Source organism: Kribbella steppae (assembly GCF_004342025.1).
Classification (GTDB): domain Bacteria; phylum Actinomycetota; class Actinomycetes; order Propionibacteriales; family Kribbellaceae; genus Kribbella; species Kribbella steppae.
The window spans coordinates 470,473-489,569 of record NZ_SLWN01000008.1; the positions used below are offsets into that span (position 1 = coordinate 470,473).

The 19,097-nt window shown below is 68.2% G+C and carries 19 protein-coding genes and 1 tRNA gene; 10 read left to right on the forward strand and 10 right to left on the reverse strand.

Features of this window, described 5'->3' with window-relative positions:
* Positions 1-9: 9 nt before the first annotated feature.
* Positions 10-984, forward strand: coding sequence for a ferredoxin family protein (locus tag EV652_RS25585; RefSeq protein ID WP_132211729.1), 975 nt, complete (start codon positions 10-12; stop codon positions 982-984).
* A gap of 9 nt (positions 985-993) precedes the next feature.
* On the opposite strand, the gene EV652_RS25590 is transcribed toward EV652_RS25585, so the two are convergent.
* Both EV652_RS25590 and EV652_RS25595 read right to left on the reverse strand, forming a co-directional pair.
* On the reverse strand, positions 994-1,905 hold the full coding sequence (locus tag EV652_RS25590; RefSeq protein ID WP_132211730.1) for a LysR family transcriptional regulator: 912 nt from the start codon (positions 1,903-1,905) through the stop codon (positions 994-996).
* Positions 1,906-2,091: 186 nt separating this feature from the next.
* Positions 2,092-2,601, reverse strand: a complete 510-nt coding sequence (locus EV652_RS25595) for a winged helix-turn-helix transcriptional regulator (RefSeq protein ID WP_132211731.1) — start codon at positions 2,599-2,601, stop codon at positions 2,092-2,094.
* 91 nt (positions 2,602-2,692) lie between these two features.
* Here EV652_RS25595 and EV652_RS25600 point away from each other — a divergent pair, with 91 nt between their 5' ends.
* Complete coding sequence (locus tag EV652_RS25600) at positions 2,693-3,220, forward strand: pyridoxamine 5'-phosphate oxidase family protein (protein ID WP_158441239.1); 528 nt, start codon at positions 2,693-2,695, stop codon at positions 3,218-3,220.
* A gap of 224 nt (positions 3,221-3,444) precedes the next feature.
* Positions 3,445-4,380 carry an EamA family transporter gene (locus tag EV652_RS25605; protein WP_199238395.1) on the forward strand — a complete coding sequence of 312 codons (936 nt, stop codon included), beginning with the start codon at positions 3,445-3,447 and terminating at the stop codon, positions 4,378-4,380.
* On the opposite strand, the gene EV652_RS25610 is transcribed toward EV652_RS25605, so the two are convergent.
* From EV652_RS25610 to EV652_RS25635, 6 genes are all read right to left on the reverse strand, one after another.
* Entirely contained in the window at positions 4,367-4,969 is a 603-nt protein-coding gene (locus EV652_RS25610; RefSeq protein WP_132211733.1) for a gamma carbonic anhydrase family protein, read from the reverse strand. The genes EV652_RS25605 and EV652_RS25610 overlap by 14 nt on opposite strands.
* A gap of 816 nt (positions 4,970-5,785) precedes the next feature.
* On the reverse strand, positions 5,786-6,682 hold the full coding sequence (locus tag EV652_RS25615; protein ID WP_132211734.1) for a phosphotransferase: 897 nt from the start codon (positions 6,680-6,682) through the stop codon (positions 5,786-5,788).
* Between the two features lie 269 nt (positions 6,683-6,951).
* Positions 6,952-7,515 carry a TetR/AcrR family transcriptional regulator gene (locus EV652_RS25620; protein WP_158441240.1) on the reverse strand — a complete coding sequence of 188 codons (564 nt, stop codon included), beginning with the start codon at positions 7,513-7,515 and terminating at the stop codon, positions 6,952-6,954.
* 5 nt (positions 7,516-7,520) lie between these two features.
* Positions 7,521-8,711: an FAD-dependent oxidoreductase gene (locus EV652_RS25625; RefSeq protein WP_132211736.1), complete on the reverse strand. Its 1,191-nt coding sequence runs from the start codon at positions 8,709-8,711 to the stop codon at positions 7,521-7,523.
* A gap of 75 nt (positions 8,712-8,786) precedes the next feature.
* A complete protein-coding gene (locus tag EV652_RS25630) occupies positions 8,787-10,004 on the reverse strand; it encodes an MFS transporter (protein WP_132211737.1) in 1,218 nt (405 codons plus the stop codon).
* 166 nt (positions 10,005-10,170) lie between these two features.
* On the reverse strand, positions 10,171-11,406 hold the full coding sequence (locus tag EV652_RS25635; RefSeq protein WP_132211738.1) for an MFS transporter: 1,236 nt from the start codon (positions 11,404-11,406) through the stop codon (positions 10,171-10,173).
* A 284-nt stretch (positions 11,407-11,690) separates the two neighbouring features.
* Here EV652_RS25635 and EV652_RS25640 point away from each other — a divergent pair.
* Positions 11,691-11,779, forward strand: a tRNA-Ser gene (locus EV652_RS25640).
* A 314-nt stretch (positions 11,780-12,093) separates the two neighbouring features.
* Here EV652_RS25640 and EV652_RS25645 read toward each other — a convergent pair.
* Entirely contained in the window at positions 12,094-13,167 is a 1,074-nt protein-coding gene (locus EV652_RS25645; RefSeq protein WP_132211739.1) for a hypothetical protein, read from the reverse strand.
* 202 nt (positions 13,168-13,369) lie between these two features.
* Between EV652_RS25645 and EV652_RS44140 the strand changes: the two genes are divergently transcribed.
* The 3 genes from EV652_RS44140 (at position 13,370) to EV652_RS25660 (ending at position 15,404) form a co-directional block, all read left to right on the forward strand.
* Positions 13,370-13,540 carry a hypothetical protein gene (locus EV652_RS44140; protein WP_158441241.1) on the forward strand — a complete coding sequence of 57 codons (171 nt, stop codon included), beginning with the start codon at positions 13,370-13,372 and terminating at the stop codon, positions 13,538-13,540.
* 228 nt (positions 13,541-13,768) lie between these two features.
* On the forward strand, positions 13,769-14,332 hold the full coding sequence (locus tag EV652_RS25655; protein WP_132211740.1) for a dihydrofolate reductase family protein: 564 nt from the start codon (positions 13,769-13,771) through the stop codon (positions 14,330-14,332).
* 295 nt (positions 14,333-14,627) lie between these two features.
* On the forward strand, positions 14,628-15,404 hold the full coding sequence (locus EV652_RS25660) for a maleylpyruvate isomerase family mycothiol-dependent enzyme (protein WP_132211741.1): 777 nt from the start codon (positions 14,628-14,630) through the stop codon (positions 15,402-15,404).
* 146 nt (positions 15,405-15,550) lie between these two features.
* On the opposite strand, the gene EV652_RS25665 is transcribed toward EV652_RS25660, so the two are convergent.
* Positions 15,551-18,064 (reverse strand): ATP-binding protein, encoded by a 2,514-nt coding sequence (locus tag EV652_RS25665; protein WP_158441242.1) that lies wholly within the window; start codon positions 18,062-18,064, stop codon positions 15,551-15,553.
* A 206-nt stretch (positions 18,065-18,270) separates the two neighbouring features.
* Here EV652_RS25665 and EV652_RS44145 point away from each other — a divergent pair, with 206 nt between their 5' ends.
* From EV652_RS44145 to EV652_RS25675, 3 genes are all read left to right on the forward strand, one after another.
* Positions 18,271-18,414, forward strand: coding sequence for a hypothetical protein (locus tag EV652_RS44145; RefSeq protein ID WP_158441243.1), 144 nt, complete (start codon positions 18,271-18,273; stop codon positions 18,412-18,414).
* Positions 18,411-18,593: a hypothetical protein gene (locus EV652_RS25670; RefSeq protein ID WP_132211743.1), complete on the forward strand. Its 183-nt coding sequence runs from the start codon at positions 18,411-18,413 to the stop codon at positions 18,591-18,593. The genes EV652_RS44145 and EV652_RS25670 overlap by 4 nt, the downstream gene beginning before the upstream one ends.
* A gap of 127 nt (positions 18,594-18,720) precedes the next feature.
* Positions 18,721-19,095 carry an FAD-dependent oxidoreductase gene (locus EV652_RS25675; RefSeq protein WP_132211744.1) on the forward strand — a complete coding sequence of 125 codons (375 nt, stop codon included), beginning with the start codon at positions 18,721-18,723 and terminating at the stop codon, positions 19,093-19,095.
* The last annotated feature ends 2 nt before the right edge of the window (positions 19,096-19,097 follow it).

Here is a 19,097-nt window from a genome sequence, read left to right on the forward strand (position 1 = left end):
AGTTGCGGTGTGAGGCGGGCGGGCGTTGTGGCTGAGAGGTACCGCGCGGAGACGGGCTGTGCGGCGCTGGCCGACGGGCGCGGAGACTCCTTGGTCGCCACCGCACCACCCGCCGAACGCTGGCTCCTGATCGAGTCCCGAGCCCCATGGTCCCGCAACGCCCTCACCAGCCTCCGCCACTCGTCGCCCGAGCCGAGGCCGGGTTCGGCGGAGCCCGGCGGGCCTGCTGAGGATCCATCCGCTGAGAACCTAGGAGCCGAGGTCGCGCGGCGGTGCGCGCAGCTTGGGTATCGGCCGGTGTTGATCCGGCGGTATGGGCGGATCGATCGTTCGGTGCCGCGGCGGTGGGGGCTGGTGGACTGCCGGCCTGGGCGTGAGTCGGTGCGGTGGGGTGTGTTGCCGTCGGACGAGCACTTGCTCGAGGTGCTCGACGGGGCGGATTCGGGCGAGGTCAGTCAGGAGCCGGTGTACTTGGTGTGCACGCACGGTCGGCACGACGCGTGTTGTGCCGTGCGGGGGCGACCGGTGACGGCGGCGTTGGCGGCTGCCTATCCCGAGCGCACGTGGGAGTGCAGTCACGTCGGCGGTGACCGATTCGCGGCGAATGTCGTCGTGCTGCCTCATGGTTTGTTCTACGGGCACCTCGCCGCGCCCCGCGCCGTCGAGCTCGCCAAGCACTACGACGAAGGACTCGTCGTGCCCGATCTCTTCCGCGGATCAGGCGCCTTCGTCCCGCCGGTGCAGGCTGCGCAGCACTTCGCGCGCGCCGCAGGGCATTCACTCGTCGTCGATGACCTTCGCCCCAGAGCTCTTCGCCAACTGGCCGGCAATCACTGGCAGGTGGATCTCGCCTTGTCCGGCACCGGTCTGGTCACCGTCGAGGTGTCGGCTCACCTCGACACGGTCGACGCCAAGCTGACGTGCGCCGGCACTGCGCCCGCCACGGTCCGCCGCTTCGAGCTCCACCACATCACGTCCAGCTGACAGCGCCCATCACGTCCAGCTGACAGCGTCCGGTGCTCGGCGCTGTTCTTCGAGAAGGCCGAGCACCAGGGACAGTGGAGCCCATCCGCCTCGACCGCGCCGGGTGACGGCGTACGTGCGCAGCATCGGCTCCGGGTCGCGCAACCGGCGTACCGAGATGCCGGGGGTCTTCGGATTGCCGGTCGGCAGCAGGGCGACGCCGAGACCCGCGAGGATCATCTCTCGCACGAGCGGGAGGCTGTCCGCGCGGTGCGTCACGCGCGGTTCGAAGCCGGCCAGCGAGGCGATGGTGCGTACGACCTGCTCGTCGCCGGTGTGGCGGGAGTTCACGATCCAGTCACTCTCGGCGAAGCCGGCGAGCACCTCGGCTGCCGTGCCGGACGTACGGCGGGAGCGAGAGGGCACCCCAAGACCCCAGGTCGCCTGCCACAGCCGGGCGACCTGAAGGCCGGGGTCGAGGTTCGCGGGGGCCAGGTCGTAGTCGTAGCTCACCGCGAGATCGACCTGGCCGCGCTCGAGCAGGGCAAGTGCTTCTGGCGGCTCCTGCTCCTGGATCTCCAGCCGTACGGCGGGATGCGCGGTGGCCAGCCGATGGACGACGGGCAGCAGCGTGTCCTGGATGGCGGTATGGAACGCGGCCACCCGGACCGTGCCGGTCGGATCGGCCGACGGATCGAGGTCGACGCGGGCCGCCTCGACCGCGGCGACGATGTCCACCGCGTGACCGGCCAGCCGCCGCCCGGCCGGGGTCAGCCGGACCCGTCGCCCGTCAGGCTCGAGCAGTGGGACGCCGACCTCGTGGGCGAGCGCGGCGATCTGCTGGGAAACGGTTGAGGTGGTCACCCCGAGCGTCTCCGCGACCGCGCGCATCGACCCGAGTCGCGACAAGGCCAGCAGGAGCTCGAGCCGGCGTACGTCCATGGCCCGATTGTTCAGCTTCCGCGAACGATCTGTCCACGATCCTCACGTGGGCGCGAACGGATTCGCGATGGACGCCGACCACTGCTGGTTCACGCCCGCGTGACCTGCACAGACGAGCCCGGCCCGACCCTCGGCCTTCACCGGCCGATACGACCGGACGGACTGCGATCCGGTGGCCCGAGTCCACTAGTCGGGGGACCCGTCGGTGGTCTCGGCGTCGTAGGCCGCCAGGGCCTGCGCGACCGACGGGCTGTCCTCGCTCGGCCGGCGCCGCGCGTCCGCACCGAGATGGGTCTCCCGGAGGTCGTCCATGAACGACGCCTGGAGTTCCGGGCCGCCCCGGGCCAGGGTCTCGGCGTAGCGGCTGAGCTCGTCGCTCGCCGAGAGCTCGCGATGGCTCCACACGCCGAGCTGGACCAGCGTCGGCAAGAGGCCGATCGACCGCTCGGTGAGGCTGTAGATCCCCTTCTGCCGGTGGGTCGGGTCTGCCACCCGCGTGAGCAGGCCGGCCGCGGTCAGTGAGCGCAGCCGGTCGGCCAGCAGCTTGGTCGAGATGTGCTCGTCCGAGGCCAGCAGCAGCTCCCGGTAGTGCCGCCGGCCGGCGAACATGACGTCTCGCAGCACCAGCAGGCTCCAGCGGTCGCCGAGGACCTCGACCGCCAGATTCAGCGGGCACGCGGACCGATGAGTCGTCATTCTGCAGTTCTTTCCACAGAGGTTGCCTATCAGGTGCAGTCAATCCTAGGCTGAGACTGCTTTCCAAAGGTAAGCAGAAATGGAGATCGCCATGACGCAGCAGTCACCGACCGCCCAGGTGCTCCCGATGCCGGGCCGAGGGACCGGAGTGACCGAGGATGCTCGGTCGATCGAATGGCCGGACGTGGTCCGTCGGTTGAGGTCGGGCGGGTTCCGCTGGTTCACCTCGCTGCGACCCGACGGACACCCGCACACCCGGCCCGTGTTCGCCGTGTGGTCCGAGTCGGTGTTGTTCACCGCGTCGAAGGGGACCGCCCGGAAGAGCCGGAACCTGGACGTGGACGGGCGCTGCTCGATCGCGACCGAGGTCGACGGCGCCCACGTGGTGGTGGAGGGCGTGGCGAGCCGGGTGGTCGACGAGGAGACGTTGCGCCAGGCGTCGGCCGCGTTTCAGGACGTCTACGGCTGGCCCACCAGGGTCGCCGGTGACGAACTGGACGCCGACTACGGCGCCCCGACCTCTGGCGGCCCGCCGTACCGGATCTACCAGATCACCCCGACCACGGCGTACGCCTTCCCCGCCAACGGCGACTTCTTCCCCACCCGCTGGACCTTCTGAGTCCCGAGCCCAGCTCTTGAGTGAGCTTGATGGTCGCGACAGGGCCGGCAGGAGTTTGGGACGGCGTCTGTGAACGCCGTCTGGTACGCCTCGGAGCCACCCGGCTTCTCGGAAGGTCGGCCGGCGAGCTGAACCGTCCATGGTCTGATTGTTCGGCTTCTGTGAACGATATGTGCACGATTCTCACGTGGACGTGAACGGATTCCCGGGCTTCACTGGACGGCATGAGTACCCGGGAGAGCCGTACCGGCGTGGCCTTCGCCGTTCTGGCGATGAGCTTCGTCCAACTCGGTCTCTCGGCGTCGGTCAGCCTGTTCGACCGGCTCGGGCCCGAGGGCGCCGCGTGGCTGAGGTTGAGTTTCGCGGCGGTGATCGTGCTGGTCCTGTTCCGCCCGCGGTTCAGTGCGTTCGACCGCCGCTCCCTCCTCGCCGCGGTCGGCCTGGGCGTCGCAACCGGCGCGATGACGCTGCTCTTCATGGCTGCCGCAGCCCGAATCCCGCTTGGTGTCGCGAGCGCCCTGGAGTTCCTCGGACCACTGAGCGTTGCCGTCGTGCGAAACTCGCGGAGGTTTCGCTCGGTGCAGAGTCGAGTCGGACTGGTGTGGCCGGCGCTGGCCTTCGTCGGCGTGATGTTGCTGACCCAGCCGTGGCGCTTCGTGAGTAACTCGGCAGCAGTGGATTCGCTGGATGTGCTGGGTGTGTTGTTCGCGCTCGCCGCCGCGGTGTGCTGGGCGGCGTACATCCTGCTCACCCAGCATGTCGGCGACAACGTGTCCGGACTTCAAGGCATGGGCGTGTCCATCCCGGTCGCAGCTCTGGTGGCGACCGTGGTCGCCGGACCGAGCACGATCCCGCTGATGACGTGGGACCTCGTGGCGATCGGAATCGGCTTGGCGCTGCTGCTCCCGGTCGTCCCGTTCACCCTGGAGTACTTGGCCCTCCGCCGCCTCGACGCAGGCGTCTTCGGCACCCTGATGAGCCTCGAACCAGCCCTTGCTCTGCTCGTGGGCTGGCTCCTCCTCCACCAGACTCCAGGCCTCCTCCCCGCCTTCGGTATCGCCTTCGTCGTCCTGGCCGGCATGGGCGCAGAGCGCACCTCCGCGCCTCGCCACGCTTCGCCCTCGTCGACCGAGCAGCCAGGCGTGCTCAGTCCGGGGTAGGCAGCTGACGGTCGCCCAGGTGGGCGCCGTAGAAGGTGGATTGGCGGGCCATGATGTCGCGCATGGGCGTGCCGCGGGGAACGCCGTACACGGTGCCGGGGAAGTCCAGGTCGCGCTGGAGTTGCCAGAGCTCTTCGTGCCGGTCGGGCGAGAAGAGCTGGGCCGGATCGCCGACCGCGATCCACCCGATCGGGAGGACCGCGCCGGGTTCCAGGCGCGAGTTCACGTGCAGCACGCTGTTGATCCGGAGTTCCGCGCCCGCGCCGGCGACCGAACCGGGGAACAACGCGGCGCCCGTGGCGATGAAGACCTCGTCCTCGACCGTGGCGCCGTTCACGTGTGCATGGGGACCTACCAGGACCGCGTCGCCGAGCAGAGCGGGATGGTCGGCCCGGCCGCGCACCAGGGCGTTCTCCATCACCACACTGTTCGCACCGAGACGGACCTCGCCGTTCTCCGCGGTCAGCACGGCACCGTGCAGGACCCTGCTGCCTTCAGCCAGTACGACGGCGCCGCAGAGCACTGCCGATGGTGCGACATAAGCGGATTCGGGCACGACCGGTCGTCGGCCGCGGTGTTCGAGCAGCATTCAGCGCTGTCCCTCCGTTGAGCATCACCTCGTCCTCGCTAGCTGTACCCGTTCGGCAGGCGGATCTCCACTGCCCGGGCCCTCACCACCCGGGCGGCAGTGCCCGGCGGCCGTCCACGTCGGAGGTGGGAGGTTCGGTCGCCCGGGCGCTCCGGGTGTTGGAGAACCGCGAACGAGGAAAACATTAGAACAGATGTTCGATCGGATGCAACGAATCCTGACCCGTCAATTGTGGTGTCTCAGGACATCGGTGACGGTTCTGTATCAGGACATCGGTGACACTGGGTGTGTCAGGACATCGGTGACGATTCAGGGGTCTTGGCGTGGGCCGCGGGGGCGCCGTTGCAGACGTAGGTCACTCCGGGCGCGGGTCTGGTGTGCTCGATGAGGATCTCGCCTTCGAGGTCGGCGACGGTGATCTTGTTGCCGGCGGTGATGACGAGGACCTGCTGGAAGCTCGTCGCCCGTCGACCATGTACTGGACTTTGTTCAGGATGAAGACGCCGTTGCTGGTCAGCTTCTTGACGACGGTGCCGTCGGGCAGGTCTGTGGGTAGCGGCGCCGGGGTGGGTCGGGGCCGGCTGGCGGGACGGCGCATCAGGTCACGGGTGGGCGAGGTGCCTCGGTGTTGGCGGTGGCCTGCCAGGCGGTCAGGGGTGTGACGCGGCCGGGCAGTCCTTGGTGGGGGCGCTGGGTGTTGTAGATGTGGTCGAAGGTGTCGACCCTCGGCCTGCACCGGCCCGGGTGCGTCCCGGCCCGCCGATTCTTCGCGATCGGTGGCCAGAACGCGGACTCGGATGATCCAGAACTGTTCGGCTAGCGCGGGCCGGTGCCGTCGGGCGACGGAAGCCCCAGCGATGACGCTGCCCACGACAGGTCGATCGCGATCAGCCGGATCATCACCGGGACCAGCCAGTCCGGCAGGGAATCGTGGTGAACGCGATAGGCGAGCGTGGCGGCACCGGCGGCGGCCCAGGGTGCGCCGTCGGGCATGACGTCGTAGGGAAGGGCGCCGCCTTCCAGGTGCAGGGTCGGGAGCAATCCGGCCAGATCGTGGTCGGCGCTGCCGCGTGAGGTATGGCTCCAGTCGACGAAAACCACCCGGTCGCCGTCGATGCAGATATTGTCGCTGCGAATATCCCCGTGCACCAGGCTCATTCCGTCCTCGTCGCAGCGGGATTCGGCGGCGATGAGCTGCGGTGCGGCGTTGTCGAGCCACTTCTCCGAGCACAGCTGCAATTCGAGGAAGGCCGTTCGGTCCGGGCCGCACAGTAGGCCGGGCCAGCGAGCGCGCGTTCGCGGTGTGGGTGAGAAAACGTTCGGTGCCTCGATATGTGAAAGATTGGCGACAGCGGTGAGTAGGAGATCGATATCGCCGGGGCGCCAATTCACACCCTGATGGCTGGCCGGCCAGTGAGCCCGGCTGAGATCTTCAGTGACGAGAATCGGGCGGCCGGGCTCGTCGAGCCACGCGATGATCGTTGGCGCGAACCGCTCGGGAACGTGCTGCAGGGAAAGGTGTTCGGTGCGGAGCCAGCGCTCGGTATCGTCGTCGGTGGCGGCTTTGACGAAGACGCGCGTGCCGTCGGCCAATCCGACTGAGTGCCGGATCGCCCCCGACCAACCGGTATCGGGGACGGCCCACGTCGTGGTCGGCCGGCCCAGTGCCTGTTCGACCCGGCGTCGGATCTCGGCATCGGGTTCGTCCGGCATCAGTTCCTCTCCCAGGGTTCACGCATCTACGTCGTCGCAGATTGGATTGTGGCAGAGAAAGCGTGGCTGCGCGCCCTTTCCGCGTTTGGTTGGCTGGGCTTGTCGAGGGGCCCGCCTGGCCCACAACTGCCGAGACGTAGAGGGCCGACTCACCGAAGTGTCACCACCAAGACCCCCGAAACTGTCACCGATGTCCTGATGCAGAACCGTCACCTATGTCCTGCGACAAGACATCCTGACCCGTCAATTGCTGGGGCTGCCGACAGAGATCAGGGGGTGGGGAAGAGGAGGTCGATCAGGGACTTCGGGTTGGTGGGGGTGTTGGTGAGCCGGGCCAGGGCGATGGTGGAGACCAGGACCCGGGCGGCGACCGCGGTGTCGTGGGGGCGTAGCTCGCCGGTGGCTATCCGGGCCCTGAGGAAGTCGCTGATGACTTGTTGGCCCTCGGTGGCGAAGCCGTTCAGTTTGGGCCGGGCCCGGCCGGCGTCGAAGAACAGGGACATGAGCTGGGCGTTCTCGGCCAGCGTGCGATCGAATCCTTCGAGCAGGTCGGTGAGGACTTCTCGGGCTGGTCGTTCGTCGGCTCCCTCACTCACCAGGGCTCGCAGCTGTGGCAGGAATCCGCGCTCACTGAGCAGTGCGACGACCAGCGCTTCCTTGCTCTCGAAATAGTGATACAGCAACCCCGGCGTGACACCTGCGGCCTGCGCCAAGGCCTTGACCGACGTACCGTCGACGCCGCGCTCCGCGAACAGCTCGAGCGCGGCGTCGAGCAACTGCTCGCGCCGACGCTCGGCCTGACGACGGCGGTTGCTCTCGGCCACTGGTTCCATCCGCGTCATTCTGGCAGGGGCGCGACATGTTCCGGCCGCACACCCAGCCCGATGAACCTGCCCGTGAGCCGGGTCAGCACCGGAACAGAACGCAGTACCCGCAAGAAGAACGGCACGTCCTCCGCATACAACCCCTTGATCACCGAGGCCTGGAACCGCTGCGTCACCGTGGCCGGGAACGTCCGCCGCCGCTGGACCTTCTGCAGTACGTCGACGCCGATCCCGCCGTTCCTCGCCGCCGGTCCGATCAGGTTCGCCGCCGCCACGGCGTCCTGGATCGCCAGATTGATGCCCACCCCGCCGGCCGGCGACATCGCGTGCGCCGCATCGCCGATGAACAGCAGGCCCGGCTGGTACCACTGTGTCAGCCGGTCGATCCGCACGCTGAGCAGATGGATGTCCTCGCCGAATGTGGTGATCTCGTCCAGCCGATCAGCCAGCATCGGCAGCAGTACGGCGACCTGATCGCGGAACGCCTGGATCCCGCGCGCCTCGATCGCCTCTGCCTCCCCCTTCGGGAACGCGTAGGCCAACTGCCAGTACGTCCCACGGTCGACGGCGACCAGCGACCCGCCCGGCCCACTCTGGAAGAACGGTGCTGTCTCGTCGGTGCGACGCGAGACGCGGAACCAGAACACGTCGATCCCCGGCGCCACCGCGGCTGGCGTGAGCCCGGCAACCTCGCGGAGCGTCGAGTTCCGCCCCTCGGCCGAAACGACCAGCTCGGCACGAACTTCCAACGGTCCATCAGCCGTCTCCGCCCGTACGCCGACCACGCGGCCACCCTCCGAGACGAGATCGGTCACCTCGGCCCGCCGGATGAGCCGGAAACCGTCGTACGCCGAGGCCTTCCGGACCAGGAAGTCGAGGAAGTCCCACTGCGGCATGAAGGCGACGTACGGCGAACGCACCCGAAGCCGGCGGAAGTCGGCGATGGTCAACAGCCCGTCCGGTGTGCCCATCGTGACCCGCTCCATCTTCCGATGGGGCAGCTCGAGGAACTCGATCGCCCAACCCAGCTCGTGCATCACCTCGATCGTCGACGGGTGCACCGTGTCGCCGCGGAAGTCGCGCAGGAAGTCGGCGTGCTTCTCCAGCACGATCACGTCGACGCCCTGCCGGGCCAGCAGCGTGCCGAGCATCAGCCCGGCCGGCCCTCCGCCGGCGATGGCCACCGTGGTCGATTCCCGCGTCATCGCAACTCCCCAGATTGACTAAACGTTCATTCAATAGAATACACAGAGCTGCGCCACGGGCCAGACCAGCGGAGGTCAGCGGCGCTGGGTGGTGGAGTGCGGGAGGGTGCGGTCGAGCGCGAAGATGATGGCGGCAGCCAGGATGGCTAAGGCCGACAGCGCCAGCCAGGGGAACTCGTGGCGGACCTCGAAGAGCTGCGCGAAGAACGCCGGCGCCAACACAGCCGCGAAGGTGAAGGAGTACTGCCAGTAGGACAAGTACTTCCCGTGCCCCACCACCGGTGCGACCGCAGCAGCGAGTGCGTTAGAGGTCGCCGCGTGCAGTACGTCGGCAAACGCAAAGACCATCGTCGCCAGGATGAGCCCAGGCACCACTAGTGCGGTCGGGATGTGCAGCAGCGACGCCATCAGCACTCCCCACACGGCCCACGTGATGCCGGCGACGATCATCACATTGGTACGACGTCGGCGCTCGGTGTGCCGCACTACCAGCGTCTGCCCAGTCGCCAGCACGACGGACACCCCGGCCAGCAAGACGCCGACCAACCACGCAGGTGCGGGGAGCGCGTCAGCGACGTACACGGGGAGCCCGACGCCGATCAGCATCGTGCAGAGCGCCAGCATGGTGTTGGCACCGATCAGGACCAGGAACGGCTTGTCCTTCCGCAGCAGCGGTGCCGGGCCCGTGTCCTGCACCTCACGCTTGTGGTGAGAGGGATGCAGCCGCAGCAAGAGCACGCCGGCCAGGAAGAAGGTCACCGCGTTGAGAGCCATCGCGATCAGGAACGGAGCGTCACCACCTGCAGCCAGCACCACACCAGCAGCCAGTGCACCGAGGCCGAAGCCGCCGGCCTGCATCATGCCGCCCAGACCGAACCACCTGTCGCGGTCGCCCTCGTCGGCCACGTCCGACAGCAGACTGAAGATCGACGACCAGAACACCCGCTGACCGAACGTCGTCAGCAGCGCACACAGGAACAGCAGCCACAGCGACCGGCCGAAGAAGAACCCGGTGAACGCCAGCCCCTGGGCGAACTGGGAACCCACCACCAGGGTGCGCGGCCCGACCCGGTCGATCACCACACCCACTCCGGCTGGTGCGGCGATGGAGAACAGCGTCGCCACGGTCAGCAGCGTTCCCGCCGTACCGAGGGGAATCTCCGCGACCCGCACGAAGTAGAGCAGGAGCAGCGGTCCGGCACAGCCCCCGCCGAACGAGTCGATCGCCAGGCCGGCGAGCAGCGGAAGGCGGCCGCGGATGTTCGGGAGGCCGAGGGACGTGGCTGTAGGCATGACAGAGTGCTCCGATCGCATCGACTCGGCCCACTCGCAGCGCTGCTACGAGACCACTCCACCAGGGGGCGTTCCCCTGACTACAGTTGGGGCTCTCGGCCAAAGACATTAGCAAGCTCCGGCCGAGAGCCTCTAGTTCTTTTCAGTCCGCTGCCCAGTCCGCTGCTCAGTCCGCGGTGACCACCGGTCGTACCGACACGTGCCGTAGCGGCCGCCACGCCACTGCTGTCATCAGCACCATTGCGAAGAAGGCAATGGCGAACGGGGCCGCCAGTCCGTAGCGCTGCGCCAGTACACCTCCCAGCCCAGCACCGATCGCCGCACCGCCCACCGAGGCGAGCAGGTACACGCTGTTCACCCGCCCCATCAGCGGCTCTGGTGTGGCGAGCTGCCGGGCAGTTGTCGACACAATGCCCCACACCACCGCGTGGACGCCGAACACGACCATCGTCGCGCCGGCGACCCACGGACTCCGGGTCAGCGCGAGGATCAGGTGCACCGTCGTCTCGATCACCAGTCCGGCCCGCAGCAGGGTCAGTGAGCCGACACGTGGTTCCAGCACGTGGTACACCGGCATGCCGAACAACCCACCGATCGCGCCGACCGACACCAGCAGGCCGAACTGCGTTTCACTCAGCCCGAGCCGCTCCCGGGCGAACAGCACCCAGGTCGCGAAGGCTGCACAGAAGGTGATGTTCATGACGAGGATCGAGCAGGCCAGCGTCCGCACACCCGCGTGCGCCCACAACCAGCGAACCCCCTCGCGTACTTCGCTCCAAAGCGCCGTACGGTCCGAGTCCGGAGGCGCCGGACGGACGGCGACCCGCGCGATGAGGGCGGCCGCGGCCGCGAAGGTGACAGCGTCGAACACCAGCGGGACACCGGCGCCGACGGCGAACATCAACGCGCCGAGTGGCGGACCGCCGAGCTGCTGCAACACCGTGCCACTGGCGAACAACCGCGCATTCGCCTTGCCCAGTTGATCTTTGGGTACGGCGCTCACCAGCAGCGCACCGGATGCGTTGTCGGCCAGCGTCTCCGCCGTACCGAGCAGGAACAGCGCGGCGTAGATCGCCCACAGTGGCGAGGTGTCCAGCAGTACGGCGATTCCGAGTGCGCCGAGGACGGTCGCACGAAAGATGTCAGCGGCAACGATCATCAAGCGGCGATCAAACCGGTCGACGAGAGCCCCGCTGAACAAGGCGAACAGCAGCCATGGCAGCTGCTGGACGAACGCGGCCGCACCGACCGCGGCCGGCTCGCGGGTGATCGAGGCGACGAGCAAGGGGCCGGCGGCAAGCATCGCGCCGTCGCCGAGGTTCGAGATGATCGCGGCCGGCCAGATCTTGCCGAAGTCGGAGCCGAGTTCGGGCGGCAGCAGGGACGTACGGAGGGATCGCATACGAATCTCCAGAGGGCATGACGGAACAACCTGACAACCGGCGCCGCTCCGACGCCGGCGGGTGGTCCGGTCAGCTGCTGATCAGGCGGTGCTGATTCAGCGCGGTGACCGGACGGTGTGTGCCATGTCCTCGAACGACCGAGACATTGCGCTCACCTCCGTCCGCCTACTGGGCGGTCTGTCCGCCTCTCCGCAGACCCTACAGTTCACCACCCGTCCCCGCACTCCCGTTCGCCCACCGCAGACCGCCGCGCTATCCTCAACGATCGGCGACCACGTCGCCTGGAGGGTTCGCATAGTGGCCGAGTGCGCTGGTCTTGAAAACCGGTATGGCGGGTGACCGTCATCGTGGGTTCGAATCCCACACCCTCCGCCCTGTGATGTCTCAAGACATCGGCGACAGCCGAACCCACGATTCGTGGGTTCGGGTGTTTGTTATTTGGGGTGCTTGCGGGTGGGTCCGGGTGGTCTCCCGGTGGGTTGGTAGTCGCGGCTGGGGTCGAGGGTGAGTTCGCAAGGAGTTCGCCGGTGTGGCGGCGTCGACGACGCGGATGTGCAGGTCGTGGACGAGGAGGAGGACGTTGGTTCGCCCGATGCCGATGTGGTGGAGCCGGCCGTTCACGCGCAGGGTGACCACGCCGGTGTGGTCGACGCGGTCGGTGCGGACGCGGTAGTGACAAGTGCTGCTTATCCCTCCCGCAGGCCCTTACCCCAATCCTGCCGGTACGTGTAAGCGGCGGCCCGAACCGCTTCGTCGTTCTCCAGACCCGCCCCGAGAGCTCCGCCCACCGTTGCGAGGGAGCTGGTGAGCCACGCCAGCTTCATGTAGTCGCCAACTCGAACCGCATGCCCGATGCCCTCCTCGAGCAGCTGTGAAGGCACCACAACTGGTGAGATCAGCACTGCGAGCAGGAGGAGTGCGGCATAGAGGGAGAGCACGCCCAGCACCACCGTTGCCGTGGTGGCCAGGTTGAAGAGGGTTACCTGCTTGCGACCGACCGGATATGACGCGTGTTCCCACAGACCAGCTCCGGCGATCAGCGCGACGGTGATCGCTGCGACAGACCCCACCCCGATCGCCGAGAGTCTGATCCAGCCGAGCGCGTCGCCCAGCTGCCAGATGTCGGGGGTGACGAGGGCAAACACTCCCGTTGCGAGAGCGGCGGTCAGCGCTCTCGACAGTCCGATTGCAAGCTTCCACGGCTGGTTGGCCCGGATCATTCCGAACAGCAGTCGCAGGTTCCCGCTGAGAACCCTCGCGGTGAACATGACGCTGCCGTCTCCCTCCGGCTGCTGGCTCCTTCCGAGCTCGCGGGCGCGGCGTCCGAGACCGGCAACCGGGCCCGACAGGGCGTGGTCGTCTGTGTCCCCGAGCAAGGTGCGCACGAGGCCGACGACTGTGTCACGGGTGCGTCGACGCAGTCCGATGGCGCCGAGTGCCGGCAGGCACACGACACCGACGCCGTGAAGTGGGCTCGCGTGAGCCACCACCGGTCGCCGGTGAGCCTTCAGCGGCAGATCGGTGAGACAGACGACCAGATCCCAGTCTTCCTTCAAGAGCCGGTCCCTTGCCGCGGCGACAAGGGCGGCGTCGTCGGCAGGTGGATGCACGAGCGCGTCGACCACCGTTGGCACCCGCCACTGGGCGGCGGGCAGATGCACACTCAGCTCGCCTTGCAGGTCTTCGGCGAGGGTCGACGCGATCTCGGTGGCCGTACCCGGAGCCGAGATGAGCCCGATCGCCACCTCGTCCGTGCTCATGGGAAAGTTGCCGGGCTGCGCCAATGATTCCGAGCTTCCTGCGTCATGGTGCGAGTGTCGGCTCACCGCGCGTCGTGGAGCAATAGGGAGCGGTCCGGCGGCATGGATGGTACGACGACATCGGCCGCTTCCCGGGGTCAGGAACGACGGCGCCGGCCCGGGTCAGGATCCGGTGGATCGTCGCCCGCGACACCCTGACCTGGTGCCGGTGCAGCAGGTGCCACTCGATGGTGTCCGCACCCGCGTCCAGCCCGGCCTCGGCCAACTGCCCACGCAGTCGCAGTACCTAGGCGGGTTGCCCTGGTCGGCCGAGTGGGCGACGGTGCGCGCACCGAGCACGAATGACTACCGCCGAACTCAGATCCCGCATTGATCAGTTTCCTGCGCCGAGCCGATCTAGACTCCCGAGACGGGCCCATACCCGGAGTCCAAGGAGCTCATCGGCGCGGGCCCCAGCAAGTGCCACTGCCGTATAGGCGCCGACGGAGAAGCCTCGTGAGAATTTTTGCCAATGACCTGTCGGATCCGGAGTGAGGCGTTCGTAGTAGGGGTGACAGGCGGCCGGAGGAAGGCCGCCGGACTGACAGAAAGGCATGGCGCCATGCGGAAACTGATCTACGGCATGAACCTGACCCTGGACGGCTACATCGCCGCGCCCGGCGACGACCTCGGCTGGAGCGCGCCGAGCGACGAGCTGTTTCAGTGGTGGCTCGACCAGGAGTTGGCGATCGGGCTGTTGATGTACGGGCGCAAGCTGTGGGAGGAGATGAGTTCCCACTGGCCGACCGGCGACCAGCAGCCCGACGCCACCCCGGCGCAGATCGAGTTCGCGCGGAACTGGCGGGACACACCGAAGGTGGTGTTCTCCTCGACGATCGACAAGGTCGACTGGAACACCCGCCTGGTCACCGGAGACGCTGTAGCGGAGATCACCCGACTCAAGGCCGACGACGGCGAGCCGATGAGGGTCGCTGGCGCCACGCTCGCTGGGGCGGCCATGCGGGCCGGGCTGGTCGACGAGTACGAGATCGTCACCCATCCGGTGCTGGTGGGCGGCGGCAAACCGTTCTTCACCGCGCTGGACAGCTGGGTGAACCTGAACCTGGTGGAGACGCGGACGTTTGCCGGCGGCGTGGTCCTGACCAGGTACGAGACGAGGCGTTGAGCGTGATTCCTTTGCTGCTTGTCCCTCCGGCGCAGGTGGTGCGTCGCCGCCCTGGGCATGAGCAACCGGGAGATCGCCGTCGGGCTCTTCCTGAGCCCGCGCTCCGAGCTCCCGTACCCGGCGGATCGGCACCAGTCGTTTGACAGATGCGGACCTTCCTGCCCGGCTCCTAGCCTCACCGACATGGGAAAAGTCATCGTCCGTGAAAGCGCGTTGAAAGTGGTGACGGGCAGTGTGACGGACGCTGCATGACGCATTTTCAGCAGATAACGACGGAGCACTTGGAGGTGCAGCGATGGACACATCCGCGCATTTGAACTCTGTTGTCGAACAGACGATCACGTTCGCCGATTGGGTGCACGGCAAGGATGCGTCTGCCCCGGTGCCGACATGTCCGAAGTGGACGCTGGCCGATCTTGTCGACCATGTCGGCGCGACACAGCGCATGGTGACAATGCTCGTGGGCGAGCGGATGAGCGAGCCGAGCAGCGCGTACGCCAGATACGTCCCGGCCCCGACCGATTCGGCCCAGTGGCGCGCTTGGCTGACCGACGGCGCGGCCGAGGCGAAGCAGGCGTTCGAGTCGGTCGCCGATGACACGCCGGTGTGGGATCCGTCCGGCGGCTCCGCAGGCGTGCCGTTCTGGTCACGTCGGCTGTTCGGCGAGGCTTCCGTGCATCGCGCGGACGCGGCTGCGGCGCTCGGAATGCGGTACGAGCTGGCGCCGGAGCCTGCCGTTGCGGCCATCGAGGACTGGCTGGACACGATGACGTCCCGCGGCTACTGGGAGAACAGGCCGGACTTCGCCGATGCGATGCGCGGCGGCGGCCAGACCCTGCACTTCCATGCAACCGACGCGCCCGGGGAGTGGCTGGCACGCCGGGAACCGGACAGGGTCGTCCTGGAACGCACGCACACCAAGGCGGATGTCGCGGTCCGCGGCCCAGCCGCCGAGCTACTGCTCGTGCTCAGCAGGCGCCGCCCGCTGGATGCGGCTCCTGGCTTGGAACTGCACGGGGATCGGGCACTGCTCGACCAGTGGCTCGAACACATGGATTGGGTCACCGACTGATCCGCGCTTGGATGCAACCTCGCGTCCAAGAGATCGGCACACCCGAACCCGCATCCTTGTGGTTCGGGTGTTGCTATTTGGGGTGGGCGTCCACGGGTTGGCGGGCGCTTCGATCCGGAGAAGATACGCAGGCCGGCAGCTGATCATCAACTGGCCGGTACGTCTCTGAGCTTCTGTGTGATCGCCTCCCGGCTGGCCTCCGGATCGTCGGTGTGATCGACGCCGATCTCGGCGAGGAGGGCGAGGGCGCTCTGCCAATGCTGCCTCGCCCGGGCTACGTCACCGAGGACGGCGTACGCCGCGCCGAGGCCGTCCTCGGCCCGCGCGAGATCGGGGCGCAGCCAACTCCGCTCGGCCAGGAGATGGGCCTGCCGGTGCTGCTCTAGTGCGGACCTGCCGTCACCGAGGTCGACATAGGCGCGTCCCAATCCCTGGTGCGCCTCGTACTGCCAGTTCCGGTTCCCGGTGCGGAGCGCTACCTCGAGCACCTCGCGGTAGGAGTCCAGGGCGGATGACGGGTCGCCGCTGCGGCGGACTGCGTTGCCCAGGTTGTGCATGCCGGCGAGCTCGCCGATGGGTAGACCCTCTTGGCGCGACAGTTCCACAGCACGACGGAACCCGTCCACGGCGGCGGCCGTTCGCCCGAGTTCGGCATCGGCCCGGCCACGGCCGATCAGCGCGTCGACCTCCCGTGCCCGGTAGCCGATTCGTCGGGCCAGGGCCAGGGCCTCGTCGAAATGGCTCACCGCCGTCCGGTAGGCGCCCTCGCTCAACCGGGCGTGAGCGATCGTGGAATGCGACTCGAGTTGCCCCAATTCGTCGTCGGCGTCCTCCGCCAGCCGCAGTGCACGGGTGAGGTGCTCGTCGGGATCCACGGAGCTGCCGCCGTACTGCACCGTTGCGGCGAGCCCGAAGTGCGCCTCCACCTCCACCAGCGTCAGTCCTTCCGCCGCGGCGAGAGACAGCGCTCGGGCGAAATGGTCGGCGGCGGCCGGGTACTCGTTCTGGCGTCGCAGCACCCGGCCGAGGTCCCCGTGTGCCCGGGCCACGGCGGCCCGGTCACCCAGCTTGTCTGCGGCCTGCAGCGCGATCCGGTGCAGGACCTCGGCCTCGCGGAGCCGGTTGCGCATGATCAGCCGCCGGTGCACCACGCCGGCCAGGTCGACGACATACCGATGCAGCTCGAGTTCGCTGGCCGCCTGGGCGCTGGCCAGCAGGTTCGGCAGCTCCGTGTCGAGCCATCCATTCGCCTCGTCCGCGGTCCAGCTCGTCGGGTCCACCACGTACGGCGGATCCGGCCGCCGGCTGCGGGTGTACGGATGCGCCAGATCCATGGCAGCACTCGCCCACGCGCAGTAATGGTCGAACAGCCTGATCAGCGCCGCCGACCGGTCCCGCACGGTCTCAGTGGACTGGGCGTGCCAGGCCGCGTGGGTCCGGGTGAGGTCGTGCATGCTGTACCGCCCGGCCGGTCCCTCGGCGAGGAGGTGCAGGTCCTGCAGGGTCTCCAGCGCGGAGCGGGCGTCGTCGCCACCGGTGCCGAACAGCGCCGAGGCCGCGCCGAAATCGACATCCGGGCCGGGGATCACGCCGGCCAGCCGGTAAGCCCGTCGGGTCGGCTCGTCCAGCGCGGCGTACGACAGGTCGAGGGCGGCGGACACTCCGAGGGTTTCGGCATCGAGGCGGTCAAGTACGACGGCGCGCTGCTCCCGCAACCGCAGTACCAGGTCGGCCAGCTGCCATGAGGGCCGGGACCGCAGCCGAGCCGCGGCGATCCGCAGCGCAAGCGGAAGACGGCCGCAGAGCTCGACCACCTCGGTCAGCTGATCGACGCCGGTCCTTGGCGATCCGGTGACTTCCGAGGCACGGGTGAACAGGTCGATGGCCGCCGACCGCGGCAGCGTGCCGAGCCGGATGGTCGCGCCGCGGTCGAGGCTCGCGAGCGTGTGGCGGCTGGTGGTGAGGACCTGACAGGTCGGGGTGGCCGGCAGCAGCGGCGCGACCTGGCCGGCGCCGGCCACATTGTCATAGACGAAGAGCAGCCGTCGGTCGGCGACCAGGCTGCGGAACAGGCCCGCGCACTCCTCGACCTCGACCGGGAGCTGGTCACCCGGCACGCCCAGCGCGCGCATCGTTCGGGCCAGCGCCTCGTCCGGTTCGAGCGGGCGAGTACTGTCGCTGAATCCGTGCAGGTCGATGAAGATCTGGCCGTCGGGGAAGTTCGGCGCGAGCAACCGGCCCGCCTCGACGGCGAAGGCCGTTTTGCCGACCCCCGCCATACCCTCGACGGCGATGACGGCCCGGCCCTCCGCGACGCGCGCGTGCAGGGCGGCCAGCTCCTCGTGCCGGCCGACGAAATGCGACGGCGCGGGCGGCAGTTGGTGCGGCGGATGGGGGATCGTGGACGTCGTCGAGGTGGGCAGAGTGGCTCCGCGTGCGGCCGCCGCCAGCTCGATCGACTCGTCGTCGGTCAGCCCGAGGATCTCCATGACCTGTCGAAGGGAGCTGTTGCGCGGCCGGAACGACTCTCCGGTCTCCCACCGCCGCAAGGTCCGTGCATCGACGCCGGCTCGCTCGCCGAGCTCCTCCTGGGTGAGGAGCGCGCGCTCCCGCCATCCGCGCAGTAGCTCACCGAAGGTCGACGGTCCAGGTTCGGTCACTCCTGCCTCCCCGTCGAAGTTTAGGCAGCGCGAGGGACCCATTGGCTACACCTGGCGCCAGCGCGGTGTGCTTCTGCCGGACGAATTCCGGAAGTGTCCGGCAGATGTCCGGTCGGCGACCTGGGACCGGCGCGTGCCTCGGCGAAGGGTGGATCAGGACCGAAGGTCGCTCCGACCTTCTGACGATTACCAGCCTGGGAGGACAGATGAGAATCGCCCGCATCCTGGCGGCGATCGCCGCACTCGTCGCCCTGACGATCGCAGCGACGACCGCACCGGCCATGGCCGACCGCGAGTGGATCGCCCCCGATGGTCAGGATGGAACGCATTCATGGTTCCTGAACCGATGAATACCTTGGCCCACGCCCACCACTGGACGACGAGGTCCCGGCACCGGACCAGCCAAGGCGTGGTCGCATACGGCCACTGCGCCTGCGGCCGGTGGCGCGTCAACCGCGACACCACGGCCCACGTCGAACTGACACTGGCCGTCACGTCGGCCGAGTCGCTGCTGCACCGACTGAACTGATCGGCACGGAGCCCGGATCCAGCCGCTCGGCCTGAGACGAGGCCGGGAACGGCGTGTATCAGCGCAGGTCTCATACGGAATTCCTCAACCCGGGAGACCCGCGTCTTACTGTTCGAGGAGTGTCGTGATGGTTTCCGATGTGGTGATTGCGGGTGCCGGGCCGAACGGGCTGATGCTCGCCTGCGAGCTGCGCCTGGCCGGTGTCCGGCCGGTGGTGCTGGAGCGATTGCCCGAACTCACCACAATGAACCGGGCCAACGGCCTGGTCGGCCAGGTGGTCCGGATGCTCGATCGCCGCGGTCTGTACCAGCCGTTGGCCGGGGAGTCCGGGCCACCGCAGCCGATGCCGGCGTTCTTCTTCGGCGCCGTGCCCATGGACCTGCACACGCTCGACGACAACCCGTTCTATCTAATCCGAAAATGGACCGGGTCGGGCGTGCGGCAAGATGCCGGTGGAGCGCAGGGGAGCCGGTTGTGGTTCAGGCGGCGGGTTCGAGGGTGACG